General features: G+C 65.4%; 13 protein-coding genes and 1 tRNA gene. 5 read left to right on the top strand and 9 right to left on the bottom strand.

Translation table 11 applies throughout. The features are described 5' to 3' along the window. Window positions 1-46 precede the first annotated feature (46 nt). The 4 genes from KUV65_RS10890 to KUV65_RS10875 all read right to left on the bottom strand — a co-directional run bounded on the left by KUV65_RS10890 (window position 47) and on the right by KUV65_RS10875 (window position 4,485). On the bottom strand, window positions 47-811 hold the full coding sequence (locus tag KUV65_RS10890) for a glycerophosphodiester phosphodiesterase family protein (protein WP_222190525.1): 765 nt from the start codon (window positions 809-811) through the stop codon (window positions 47-49). A 4-nt stretch (window positions 812-815) separates the two neighbouring features. Continuing rightward, entirely contained in the window at window positions 816-1,283 is a 468-nt protein-coding gene (locus tag KUV65_RS10885) for a RidA family protein (RefSeq protein WP_222190523.1), read from the bottom strand. A 134-nt stretch (window positions 1,284-1,417) separates the two neighbouring features. Beyond that, on the bottom strand, window positions 1,418-2,776 hold the full coding sequence (locus KUV65_RS10880; protein ID WP_222190521.1) for an HlyD family type I secretion periplasmic adaptor subunit: 1,359 nt from the start codon (window positions 2,774-2,776) through the stop codon (window positions 1,418-1,420). Beyond that, entirely contained in the window at window positions 2,773-4,485 is a 1,713-nt protein-coding gene (locus tag KUV65_RS10875) for a type I secretion system permease/ATPase (protein WP_222190519.1), read from the bottom strand. Before KUV65_RS10875 ends, KUV65_RS10880 begins: the two co-directional genes overlap by 4 nt. A 276-nt stretch (window positions 4,486-4,761) precedes the next feature. Here KUV65_RS10875 and KUV65_RS10870 point away from each other — a divergent pair, with 276 nt between their 5' ends. Together KUV65_RS10870 and KUV65_RS10865 are read left to right on the top strand one after the other, a co-directional pair. Then, entirely contained in the window at window positions 4,762-5,634 is an 873-nt protein-coding gene (locus KUV65_RS10870) for an MlaA family lipoprotein (protein WP_222190517.1), read from the top strand. 29 nt (window positions 5,635-5,663) lie between these two features. Beyond that, entirely contained in the window at window positions 5,664-6,287 is a 624-nt protein-coding gene (locus tag KUV65_RS10865) for an MlaC/ttg2D family ABC transporter substrate-binding protein (protein WP_222190509.1), read from the top strand. A 38-nt stretch (window positions 6,288-6,325) separates the two neighbouring features. On the opposite strand, the gene KUV65_RS10860 is transcribed toward KUV65_RS10865, so the two are convergent. Further along, entirely contained in the window at window positions 6,326-8,539 is a 2,214-nt protein-coding gene (locus KUV65_RS10860; RefSeq protein WP_222190507.1) for a transglycosylase domain-containing protein, read from the bottom strand. Window positions 8,540-8,827: 288 nt separating this feature from the next. Between KUV65_RS10860 and KUV65_RS10855 the strand changes: the two genes are divergently transcribed. Next, window positions 8,828-9,166: a P-II family nitrogen regulator gene (locus KUV65_RS10855; protein WP_025311633.1), complete on the top strand. Its 339-nt coding sequence runs from the start codon at window positions 8,828-8,830 to the stop codon at window positions 9,164-9,166. 32 nt (window positions 9,167-9,198) lie between these two features. Then, window positions 9,199-10,518, top strand: a complete 1,320-nt coding sequence (locus tag KUV65_RS10850; protein ID WP_222190505.1) for an ammonium transporter — start codon at window positions 9,199-9,201, stop codon at window positions 10,516-10,518. 53 nt (window positions 10,519-10,571) lie between these two features. Here KUV65_RS10850 and KUV65_RS10845 read toward each other — a convergent pair whose 3' ends face one another. Further along, window positions 10,572-11,123 (bottom strand): hypothetical protein, encoded by a 552-nt coding sequence (locus KUV65_RS10845; protein WP_222190503.1) that lies wholly within the window; start codon window positions 11,121-11,123, stop codon window positions 10,572-10,574. Then, window positions 11,083-11,196: transfer RNA gene (locus tag KUV65_RS10840), tRNA-OTHER, on the bottom strand. The genes KUV65_RS10845 and KUV65_RS10840 overlap by 41 nt, the downstream gene beginning before the upstream one ends. 83 nt (window positions 11,197-11,279) lie before the next feature. Between KUV65_RS10840 and KUV65_RS10835 the strand changes: the two genes are divergently transcribed. Beyond that, complete coding sequence (locus KUV65_RS10835; RefSeq protein WP_222190501.1) at window positions 11,280-11,585, top strand: hypothetical protein; 306 nt, start codon at window positions 11,280-11,282, stop codon at window positions 11,583-11,585. A 39-nt stretch (window positions 11,586-11,624) separates the two neighbouring features. Here KUV65_RS10835 and KUV65_RS10830 read toward each other — a convergent pair whose 3' ends face one another. Next, the gene (locus KUV65_RS10830; RefSeq protein WP_222190499.1) at window positions 11,625-12,005 is read right to left on the bottom strand and encodes a rhodanese-like domain-containing protein; all 381 of its coding nucleotides are present in this window, start codon (window positions 12,003-12,005) and stop codon (window positions 11,625-11,627) included. A gap of 184 nt (window positions 12,006-12,189) precedes the next feature. Further along, window positions 12,190-12,510, bottom strand: coding sequence for a thioredoxin (gene trxA / locus KUV65_RS10825; protein WP_222190497.1), 321 nt, complete (start codon window positions 12,508-12,510; stop codon window positions 12,190-12,192). Window positions 12,511-12,518 lie beyond the last annotated feature (8 nt).

The following is a 12,518-nucleotide window of genomic DNA, read 5'->3' as shown; positions in this document are numbered from 1 at the left end:
GGGCCGAGGGCGCAGCCGTCAATTCACCTTCGCGCGCGAGGGCAATTCAGGCCGGGATCGGCGGCACGTAGCCCTCGAAAGTGATGTTGTCGGCGACGCGGCGCGCCTCGGATTCGACCTGCGGGCTGGTCACGGTCCAGCACAGGATCGGCGTGCCCTGCGCCTTCAACTCGGTCACGCGGGGAGAGCCGAGGTCCGTCCAGTCATGGCTGATGAACCGTGCCCCGACCTGCCCGTAAGCCCGGATCGAGCGCAGCGCGTTGCAATGCTCGGTGCTCAGATGCGGCCATTTCGACGGGATGAAGCCGCAAGTGACCAGGCCACGCGGCACGTCCGGGGCGATCTCGCGCATCACGCCGATCATGTAGGGGTTGAAACTCATCACCGCGGCGGGGCCCGTGTACTCCGCAAGCTCCCGCGCCACGGCGCGCTCCAATGCCCCGTCATCGGCCCCGACACCGCCTGACTGGTCTTTCAACTCGATCAGCAGCGGCACCTGCCCGCCCACGACCTCCAACACCTGGCGCAACGTCGGGATGTAGTCCTCCGAGTCGGTCAGGCGCAGATCGCACAGCTCCCGCGCGGGACGGTCTCGCACGGGGCCGGTGGTATGGGTCAGACGGTCGAGCGTGTGGTCGTGAAATACCATCGCCTGCCCATCCGACGACAGTTGGATGTCGATCTCGATCCCGTAGCCCGCGCGCATGGCCCTGCGGATCGCCGCCAAGCTGTTCTCGGGGATGCCCTGCCCCATGTCGTGCAGGGCGCGGTGCGCGATGGGGGCTTGCAGGAACTCGGGCGGCAGGATCATCGGTTCAACTCCGGATCTGGAAGATCCCCTCGATCTCGACCGCGACACCGAACGGGAGGGATGCGGCGCTGACGGCCGAACGAGCGTGCCGTCCCTTGTCGCCCAGGGCCTCGACCAGAAAATCCGAAGCCCCGTTCACGACGGCGGGCTGTTCGCCGAAATCGGTCGTGGAATTGACGAAGCCGGTCAGCTTCACCACCCGCTCCAACCGGTCGATATCCCCGCCGCAGGCTGCCTTGACCTGCGCCAGCAGCGAGATCGCGCAATGCCGCGCGGCCGCTGCGGCGGTGGCCGTATCCATGTCCTGGCCCAGCTTGCCCTTGATCATCTCGCCATCTGCCATCGAGATCTGCCCCGAGACATAGACGGTGTCGCCCACCACCACGTAGGGCACGTAATTGGCGGCCGGGGCCGGTGCGTCGGGCAGGGTGACGCCCAGCTCTGCAAGGCGTGCTTCGATATCTCCGCTCATGGATGGTCTCTCCGGTATTCTGGGCGCCGTCGGGCGCGCCGTTTCGTCGTTCGGCGCGAGGCTAGCGATGCGCCGGGGAAAGGAAAAGGGCACGCGGCCCATGTCGTCCAAGTTTCATCGAACCGCCAAGCGGATCAGCTTTCGCGGAACGCCCGGCTGAAATAGTCGGTCAGAGGCTCCAGCAGATAATCCAGCGGGGTCCGGTCAGCGGTCCGGATGAAGGCCTGCACCGGCATGCCGGGAATCAGCCGCCGGTCACCCAACAGCGCAAGCTGATCTTCCGGCATGATGATCTCTGCCCTGTAAAAACTGGTGCCGGTGTCTTCGTCGAGGAAAGCATCGGCGGAAATCAGCGTCACTTCGCCGGTAAGGTCTGGCATGTCGCGTTGCGGAAAGGCCGGGAAAAGCAGGCTGACCGGCTGGCCGATATAGATCTGGTCAATGTCGATGGCCGGCACCTGCACCGACATGACCAGCGGGCGGTCGTCGGGCACGATGTAGCCCAGCTCATCGGCGGGGCGCACCACCGCGCGGTCTCCGAAAACGGCAAGCCCGAAGATCGCACCGCTGACGGGCGCGCGCAGGTCTAGCTCCTGGAGGTTTCGCTCAAGTGCCGCGACCTCCTCGGCCAGTTCCTGCTCCGAGGCCCGGATTTCGCGCAGTTCCGAGATCGCTTCTTCGCGGCGGTCGGAAATGCGTTGCAGGATCGCCAGTTCGATCTCCGTCCGGCGCTCGGCGGTCTCGGCCCGGCTGGCCTCGATCTCGGCCAACTGCCCCCGGATGCGCGCCGAGTCTCGCTGCAATTGCAACACCGGCGCACTGCGCCCGACGCCCCGGTCCAGCGCATCCTGCTGGCGGGCGAGATCCTGTTCGATGATGAGCAGTTGCTCGGTCAGGGCGACCTCCTGCGCGTTCAACCCCTCGATCTGAAGATCGATCTGGTTCCGCCGCTGGGACAGCTGGTTCACCTGGCCTTCCAGGGTCTCGACCCGCGCATCGAAGAGGTTGCGCTGCCCTTCGAGGAAATCCGCGATCTCGGGGTCGGCCTCGGCATCGGCCAGAAGCGCCGGGGAAAAGGTGATGCTTTCTGCCCCGTCACGCTCGGCTTCGAGGCGGGCACGGCGTGCGCGCAACTCGGCCAGACGATCGCGCGCGACGATCAGGTCGGTCTGCAAATCCGCCGGGTCAAGGCGCAGGATCAGGTCGCCCGCCTCGACCAGGTGCCCTTCCTCGACGAAAAGCTCGGCCACCAGCCCGCCTTCGGGGTGCTGCAACGGCTGGCGATTGCGGTCGACCTCGATCTGGCCCGCCGCGATCACTGCCCCGGCAAGGCGAGAACTCACCGCCCAGCCGAACACGCCCGCGATCAGTACGCCTACGGCAAGAAAGCCGATCAGCATCGGCCCACGCACGGACCATGCCGGGCGTGGGCGCGCCGGCGTGACCGGATGCGGCATGCCACGGTCGTCCGGACGGGTTTCGGGCCCGGTCATACGACACCTCCGCCGCCGCCATCGGGGCGCGTCAGATCCTTGAAGTTGCGCACCACCTTTTCCAGCACCTCGCGGGTCGGCCCGTAGGCGGCCGGAACACCATCCTTCAGCACCATCAGCTTGTCGCATTTCCGGATCGCCGAGGGCCGGTGCGCCATGATCAGAACGGCCCGGTTATCGGCCTTGAGCGCATCAATCACCTTGTTCAGTGCCTCGGACCCTTCGTTGTCGAGCGCCGAGTTCGGTTCATCCAGAACCAAGATCACGGGATCGGAGTACAACGCCCGGGCCAGCCCGATGCGCTGGATCTGCCCGCCCGACAGGCGTGCGGACACGCCGCTGACACGCGTGTCATATCCATCGGGCAAGGCCAGGATCAGGTCATGCGCGGCGGCCTTCTGCGCGGCGGCCACCACGCGCGCGCCATCGAACTCTCCCTCCAGACGGGCGATATTCTCGGCGATGGTGCCATCGAACAGGGACACGGATTGCGGCAGGTAGCCGATCAGTTGCCCCAGCGTATCGGGATGATACTGGTCAATGGAGGCCCCATCGAGGCGGATCTGCCCCGCCGCCGGTTGCCAGACACCCGTCACCGCGCGCGCCAGCGTGGACTTGCCCGAGCCGGACGGGCCGATCACGCCCACCGCCATGCCTGGCTCGACCTCGAAATTCACGCCGCGAAGCGTGGGACGCGCACCGCTCGGCGGCACGACGGAAAGCTGCGACACCTCAAGGCGCGACTTCGGGCGCGGCAAGGGCATGCGGGGCAATTCCCCCGGCTCGGCCTCCAACAATTGGCCCAACCGCCGATAGCCCTGCCACGCCTCGGAAATGGCCTGCCACTGGCCGATGGCCAGCTCGATCGGGGCCAAGGCGCGGCCCATCAGGATGGAGCCGGCGATCATGGCCCCCGCCGAAAGCTGGCCTTGCAGCACGAGATAAGCCGCAAGCCCAAGGATCGCCGATTGCAGGAACAGGCGCAGCGTGCGGGTCATCGTGGTGAAGCCCCCCACGCGGTCGGCCGCCAGCATCGCGTCATCAAGTGCCTTGGCGCGTTGCCGCTGCCAGCGGTCGAAAGCGGCCCCGGTCATGCCGAGGGACCGGATCAATTCCGCTTCCGACTGCATCTCGGAGGCCATCTGCTCGGCGCGCTGGTTGGCCATCGCCGCTTCGGCCAGCGGTTCACGCGATACACGTTGGTTCAGCAGGGTGATCGACACCAGGATCGTGCCGCCCGCCAGCGCGAGCCAGCCCAGCCAAGGGTGGAACAAGAAGATCGCGCCGATGAACAACGGCGTCCAAGGCAGATCAAACAGCGCCATGAAGACCGGAGAAGCGGCAAGGCGCTGCACCGCGCCGAGATCTCGAAGCGCCGGCTGCATCGCGCCGGTGCGCCGCGCATGTTCCAGAGCGGCGCGAAACACGCGGTCATCGAGGGATTCCTGCAAACGGGCACCATAGCGCGCGCCAACGCGTCCGCGGGCGAAATCCAGAAAGCCCATCATCAGGAACAGAAAGGCCACCAGGATGGTCAACGCCAGCAGCGTTTCCTCCGATCCAGATCCAAGCACCCGGTCATAGACCTGCAGCATATAGATCGGCCCGGTCAGCATCAGCAGGTTCACACCCATGCTGAAAGCGGCAATTGACCATAGCAACCACGCGTTTCTGCGGCGGAATTCGCGCAGTTCGGCACGCCGAACCATCGGCCCGCCCGTTTGGGGGCGACCGGCGGCCGGGGTCGCGGCCCGGGTTTGAACGCGCTGCGTTGTCACCTGACGTCTGCTTTTCTTTCGGGGCCGTTCACGGCCTGTCCCCCACCCATCATCGAAACGTGATCTGCCCGCTTATCCATGCCAGCACAAGATTAATGCCCGTTTAAGGTTTTCCAAATTCCCTACCGTGGCACGGCAGCCCTTTCCCCGCGACCGCAGCGCCGATAGGCTACATGATGATAAGGGGAGTCCAAGGGAAGCTGCCACGTGACTGATCGTAGATCTCCCAATCGTGCTGCATGGCGCGGGCATCTGGCCCGTGCAGTGGGGGCTATCACGCTCGCCGCATTGGCCGCTTGCGGGCCGGCGACCCTGCCCCCGGGCGACCAGGTGCCCGATGCCAGCGAAGATCAGAACCGCTCCGTTCACCGGCTGAACGTTGCGCTCGACCGTGCGCTGGTGGGACCCGCCTCGGACGGATTTGGCGACGCGATCCCCCAACCCGTTCGGCGTGGCGTCAGCAATTTTGCGTCCAACCTCAGCCAACCGGGTTACGTTCTGAACAACCTGCTGCAGCTCCGGCTGGAGGATGCCGCGCGCAACACGCTGCGATTTGCCGTGAATTCGACGATTGGGCTGGGCGGCCTTCTGGATCCGGCCAGCGACATGGGGCTTGATGCCGAAGAGACCGATTTCGGCGAGACGATGCATGTCTATGGCTTCCCCGAGGGGGACTACGTCGTCCTTCCCGTGCTGGGGCCATCGACCACCCGCGACACGGTGGGCATGGTCGTGGATTTCGCGCTGAACCCGCTGCGCCATGTCGCGCAGCCGCCCGAAAGCCATTACATCACCGCGGCGCGCATCGCCGGTCGCCTCAACACCCGTCATGAATTCGCAGGCTCGGTCGAAGGTGTGCTCTACGAGTCCGAGGACAGTTACCTCCAGATGCGGTCGCTCTACCTGCAGAACCGCCGCTACGAATTGCGCGGCGATACGGCGGATGGCTATTTCGATCCCTATATCGACCCGTATGCCGAGGGCGATGCGGCGGACGACGCGGTCGCTGCCGCCGATCCGATGGCCGACCCTTATTACGATCCGTACTCGGACCCCTATTTCGACCCGTACGCCCAGTAGTCCCAATCGCCAGGAAGGAGACCGACACGATGTTCCGTCAGTCCCGCCAGACCCGCCGCCGCTTTCTCAACCTGATCGGTGCAGCCAGCCTGGGCGCCTTGTTTCCCGGCTTCGGGTCGTTTGGCAGCGCGCAGGCGCAAAGCGCTGCCGCCGCCGAGCAACTGGTCAACCGCGCCGTGGCCGACGTGATGTCGATCATCAATTCGGGCCGGTCCGAGGCATCCATGCTGCGCGATTTTCAGAACGTCTTCCGAGATTATGGCGACGTGCCCGTGATCGCGCGCTCGGTTCTCGGGCCCCCGGCCCGGACGGCAAGCGCCGCCCAGCTGCGCGCCTTCACCGAGGCATTCGGCATCTACATCGCCAACAAGTACGGTCGCCGCTTTCGCGAGTTCATCGGTTCGACCATCACGGTGACAGGATCACGCCAGGTGCGCAGCTTCCGAGAGGTGATCTCGGTCGTGAACCAGCCGGGCTATGCGCCGTATGACTTGCGCTGGTTCGTCTCGGACGGGTCGGGCAGCCCGCGGTTTTTCAACCTCATCATCGAAGGCGTGAACCTGATGATCTCGGAGCGGACCGAAATCGGCGCCATGCTCGAAGCACGCGGCGGCGATATCGACCGGCTGGCCCGCGACCTGCGCGCGATGTAGACGCCCGGGGATACGCCCCAAAGCGCCATCGGTTCGCGTCAGTTGCGGCCCAAAAGCCCGCCGAGAACTTCCATCAAGATCTGTTCCGCCAAGTCCGGACGGCGGCCTTGCGGCTGCTCTTCGACCACCTGCGGCGCCTGCCGCGCTTCGGCCACAGGGTCGATCATCGGCAGCGGGCGGGGCGGCAGATCGCGGTGGATCTCTTCCATGGTCTGGCGCCAGATCTCGGCGGGCAGGCCGCCGCCCGTCACGCCTGACAGCGGCGTGTTGTCATCATAGCCCATCCAGACACCGGCCACGTAATCTGCCGTGAAGCCCAGGAACCACGCGTCCCGCGCGGCCTGTGTTGTGCCGGTCTTGCCCGCCACGGGCCGATCGGGAAGCGCCGCGCGGCGACCCGTGCCGCTCGCGACGACCTCGGACATCATGTAGGTCAGCTGCCGCGCCGCGAATTCCGAGATCACGCGCTCCCGGATACCCGTGCGCTGTTCAAACATCGGCGTGTCATCGCCCAGCAGGCGCAGTTCCTGCACCGCGTAGGGCCGCACCGCCGAGCCACCGTTCAGGATGCCCGCGAAAGCGCCCGTCATCTCGATCAGGGTCGATTCCGAGGCGCCCAGCGCCAGCGCCGGCCCGGCAGCCAGGTCGCTTTCAATCCCGAATTCCGAGGCGACCGTGCGCACAAGGTCGAGCCCCACCTCGTCCGCGATCCGTACCGCCGGCGTGTTGAGAGAAGTCCGCAGCGCGTCGGTCAGGGTCACCTCGCCATAATACTCGCCCGTGTAGTTCGTGGGCGAATAGGGGCCGGAACCCGGCACGTCGATAGTCAGCGGTGCGTCGAGGATCATGTCGTCGAATCGCCAGCCCAGATCGAGGGCCGTGGCATAGACGAACGGTTTGAAAGCCGATCCGGTCTGCCGCATCGCCTGCGTCGCGCGGTTGAACAGGCCCGCGCCTTGCGTGTCCCGCCCGCCGACAATGGCGCGCACGGCCCCGTCCGCGCTCATCACCACGATGGCGGCCTGCGCCTCGGACCCGGCGCGCACCTGGTTTTCGAACACGTTTTGCAGCGCGCGTTCGGCCGCGGCCTGCATCTCGGGGTCGAAAGTGGTGCGGATCACCACGTCCTCGGTCGTCTCGCGCGTCAGGAAGTCCGGCCCTTCGGCCATGATCCAATCGGCAAAGTACCCACCGATATTCTGTTCCGCCGCCTCGGACAGGCGTGCAGGGTTGGCGCGGGCGGCATCGGCCTCGGCCGCACTCAGGTAGCCCTGCTCTTCCATCAGGTTCAGCACGACATTCGCCCGTTCCTGCGCCCGTTCCAGATTTCGTGTCGGCGCGTAATAGGACGGGGCCACCAGAAGACCGGCCAGCATCGCGGATTGTTGCGGGTTCACCTCGGCCGCGGACGCGCTGAAATAGCGCTGCGCGGCGGCCTCGAAACCCCGCGCGCCCGCGCCGAGGTAGGCGCGGTTCAGATAGACCGACAGGATCTCGTCCTTGGTGTAGCGGAACTCCATCGCCAGCGCGAAGGGCACTTCCTGGATCTTGCGCCAGATCGACGTCTCGCGGCAGTCGGATTCGTATTCCGCCTCCGTCGCCCATTCATCCGGGTCGTAGGCGACGCCGAGGCACATCAGTTTGGCCACCTGCTGCGTGATGGTAGAGCCGCCATGGCCGGATAATGGCCCACGCCCCTCGCGCAGGTTGATGCGGATCGCGCTGGCGATCCCGCGCGGCGAAATGCCGAGGTGGCGATAAAAACGCCGATCCTCAGTCGCGACCACAGCGTTCACAAGGTGGGGGCTGACGGTTTCGGCGTCGATCATGCCGCCGAACTGTTCGCCCCGCCATGCAAAGACGTTGCCGTCCCGGTCAAGCATCGTCACCGACCCGCGCGCACGGGCATCCACGATGGTCGAGACCTGGTCTGGCAGCTGCATGTAGTAGTAGGCCGTGGCAAGCCCCAGAAGCAGCATGGCCGCAGCGGCCCCACGCCAGATCAGGCCCCAGATGATGCGGAGGATCACGCGAAAGGCATAGGCGATCCAACCGAGGGGACCGCGCGGACGGGCGGCACGGGTCTTGCGCGTGCGGCGGGTCCGACGCGCGCCACCCGACCCCGAGGACTTGCCGCCGGTCGTCTTGCGCTTGGGCTTGGGCGTGCTGCGCGATGAAGTTGTCCGCCGGTCGGCGACCAGGCTGCGCTGGCCTCGCGCGGGCGGTCTGCGCCCCTGTCCTGAATTGCTCATCTGAAAAATGCCTTTCGGCTGCCTGCCTTTGTTTTGACCAAATGTAAGCAAATTCGAGTCGCATGTGGAGGGTTCTTGCCGCAGTGCCGAATGATTGATCTGCCCAAAAAATGTGCATCGCATCATTTTTGCGCAAAAAATTTGCAAAATCGCCTTCAGGTTGTCCGGAATCCGGCCCCCTTCGTTGCCCTGAGACCCGTCACGCCCTGTTTTGAGCCCCGTGACGTTCCCGGTCGCATATCGCGGCGGACGGGGGCGGGGACATCAGCAACCGGAAGGGTGACAGCAGTGAAACTCATCATCGCAGCGATCAAGCCGTTCAAGCTCGAGGAGGTGCGTGAAGCGCTCACCTCCATCGGGGTGCGCGGCATGATGGTGACCGAGATCAAGGGCTTCGGCTCTCAATCGGGTCACACCGAAATCTACCGCGGCGCCGAATACGCCGTGAATTTCGTGCCGAAAGTGAAGCTCGAGATCGTGGTCGCGGCCTCGATGGCCGACCAGGTGGTCGAAACCATCCAGACGACCGCCAAGACCGACAAGATCGGCGACGGCAAGATCTTCGTTCTCGATGTGGAAAGCGCCGTGCGCGTCCGCACCGGCGAGACCAACGACGACGCGCTGTAAAGCCCGCGTCCTTTCCAGAGGGTACACTCCAAATGAAACTCACCAAGCTCCTTCCCCTGGCCGCTGTCGCGTCGATCGCGCTGCCGACCATGGCCCTTGCGCAGGACGCCGCGCCGTCCTTCGACGAGATCGGCCCCTACATCATGACCACCCTGCTGTTCTGCATGGCAGGTTTCCTCGTCTTCTTCATGGCGGCTGGCTTTGCCATGCTCGAAGGCGGCCTCGTGCGGTCCAAGAACGTCACCATGCAGATGACCAAGAACATCGCGCTCTACTCGGTGGCCGCGATCATGTACTGGCTCATCGGCTTCAACCTGATGTACCCGGGCGACTTCAACGGATATGTCGGCAGCTTCTTCGTCATCACGCAACTTGACCCGGTGGGTGTTGCCGCTGCTGACGCGGCGCTCGACTACGCCTCGGTCGGTTCGGACTTCTTCTTCCAGCTGGTCTTCGTTGCCGCCACCGCCTCGATCGTGTCGGGTGCGCTGGCCGAGCGTATCAAGCTGTGGCCCTTCCTGGTCTTCGTCGTGCTCCTGACGGGTGTCATGTACCCGATCTCGGGCTCGTGGCAGTGGGGCGGCGGCTGGCTGTCCGAGGCGGGCTTCTCCGACTTCGCCGGTTCGACCGTTGTGCACTCCGTGGGTGGCTGGGCCGCTCTGGCCGGTGCCATCGTGCTGGGTCCGCGCCTGGGCAAGTACTCCAAGGACGGCAAGGTCCACCCGATGCCGGGTTCGAACCTCGCCCTCGCCACGCTGGGCACGTTCATCCTGTGGCTGGGTTGGTTCGGCTTCAATGGCGGCTCCCAGCTGGCCATGGGCACCGTGGGTGACGTCTCCGACGTGTCGCGCATCTTCGCCAACACCAACATGGCGGCGGCTGCCGGTGCCGTGACCGCGCTGATCCTGACGCAGGTCGTCTATGGCAAGCCCGACCTCACCATGGTGCTGAACGGCGCGCTGGCCGGCCTCGTGTCGATCACTGCTGAACCGCTGGCGCCCACCCTCTTCGGATCGCTCTGGATCGGTGCCATCGGTGGTATCATCGTGGTCTTCACCGTGCCGCTGCTCGACAAGCTGAAGATCGACGACGTGGTCGGCGCCGTTCCGGTGCACCTCTTCGCCGGTATCTGGGGCACCATCGCCGTCATCTTCTACAATGGCGACGCCAGCCTCGGCACGCAGCTCCTGGGCATCGCGGCTTACGGCATCTTCACCTTCGTGGTCAGCCTGGTCGTGTGGTTCATCCTCAAGCTCACCATGGGCATCCGCGTCTCGGAAGAGGCAGAGATGTCGGGCCTCGACGTGGCCGAGCTGGGCATGGAAGCCTACCCCGAGTTCGCCAAGGGCTGATCCCTCGGACATAAAGAAAGAAAGGGCGTCCCAACGGGGCGCCCTTTCTGCATTCAGCGTCCCCCTTTCTGGTGTGACACGATCCCCGCTGGTCGCAGACGCTTTCCCCGCCTAGCCTGTTCGTCGGGGAGGAGGAGGCCCCGCCCATGCTGCACCTGATCCGCTGCGCCGCGCTTGTCGTGGCCTCGTTCGCTGCGCCGGTCTTCGCCCAAGGGTTGGACGCCGAGCAGATCGCCCCCGGCATCTGGGCCATCGAAGGACCCACCGAACAGCGCAACGCCGAGAACCTCGGCAACAACGCCACCTTCGGGCTGATCGAAACGACCGACGGCGCGATCCTGATCGATCCGGGCGGCACATGGGCCGGTGCCGAGGCGTTGGCCGAGGTCGTCCGGGGTCTGACTGATCAGCCGGTCACCACGGTCATCGACACGGGCGGGCAGGATCATCGCTGGCTTGGAAATGGCTACTGGCAGGCGCAAGGCGCGCGGGTCATCGCGGCCGAATCCGCCATGGCCGACCAACGGGCGCGCGCATCGCTTCAACTGACCATGTTGCGGGAACTGGTGGGCGAGGCGGGGCTGAATGGCACCGAACCCGCCCAAGCCGATGTGACCTTCACGGACAGCTACGCCTTCACCCAGGGCGGCGTTGCGGTCGAGGTCCACCACGTCGCCCCGGCCCATACACCGGGCGACAGTTTCGTCTGGCTGCCCGAGGCGGGCGTCGTCTTCACCGGCGACATCGTTTTCGTCGGGCGCTTGCTGGGTCTTCTCGACGTCTCGGACAGCGCCGGCTGGATCGAGAGCTTCGACGCCGTGGCCGCGCTGGACCCGCCGATCGTGGTACCCGGGCACGGACCTGCACTCACATTGGAGGCGGCTCGCGCCGACACCCGTGACTACCTGGCCCATCTGCGCGAGGTGATGCGCGCCCATATCGACGCGGGCGGTGACATCATCGGCGCGGTCGAGGTCGACCAATCCGCCTTTTCCCATCTCGACCAGTTCGACGCGCTGGCCGGGCGCAACGCGCAAATGCTGTTCCAGCAGATGGAATGGGAATGACCCGCCGCCCCCGCGGCCGGCGGGCCTAATCGACCCTGGTCAGACCTGCTTGCGCATCTTCTTGGGGGCACCATCGGCGGGGTTGGTGCCCATGTATTCCAGCCCGCTTTCCTTCCACCCGGTGAAGCCGGTGCCCATATGGGCGACCTTGGTCACGCCGGACTTGATGATGCGCTCGGCCACCATCTTCGAGCGGATGCCCGACCCGCAATGCAGCACAAGGGGCCGCTCGTCATGGGGCACGAAGCTCGGCTCGAAATCTTGCATCGGCAACAGAAGCGCGCCGTGAATATGTTCGTGCACGTATTCGTTCGGGGTGCGCACGTCCAAAAGCACGATCTCGCCGTTCTTCAACGCACGCTCGACTTCCTCGGGGGTCCAGGTTTCCAGCGTGCCACCGGCCAGGTCTTCGATATCCATGTTCTGTCCTTTCTCGGGTCTTCGGTTCCGTGCGGAGCGCATATCGCGCGGGGCAACGTCCCACGCGGGCATGGCACCACATTGGCGTGGAAAGACAATCCACGGCAAATGCAAAGCGGCCATGACAACACAAAGGGGCACCCCGACGGGCGCCCCTTTCTTCATTTCGCGGTAAGGCGAGGGCTCAGACGGCCTCGTCGATCCACTTTTGCAGCGCGGCCTTGGGGGCGGCGCCGATCTTGTTCGACACGACCTCGCCATCCTTGAACATGAAGAGCGCCGGAATACCGCGCACGCCCATCTGCATCGGCGATTGCGGGTTCTCGTCGACATTGACCTTCACGATCTTGACCTTGCCGTCATACTCGTCCGACAGCTCTTCCAGCGCCGGGCCGATCTGCTTGCACGGGCCGCACCACTCGGCCCAGAAATCGACAACCACGGGGATGTCGGACTGACGCACTTCGGCGTCGAACGTGGCGTCGGTGACGGAAACGGTTGCCATTGAATAGG

This window comes from Maritalea mobilis (assembly GCF_019800885.1).
GTDB lineage: Bacteria > Pseudomonadota > Alphaproteobacteria > Rhodobacterales > Rhodobacteraceae > Roseibacterium > Roseibacterium beibuensis.
This window is presented reverse-complemented; position numbering and strand designations above follow the sequence as displayed.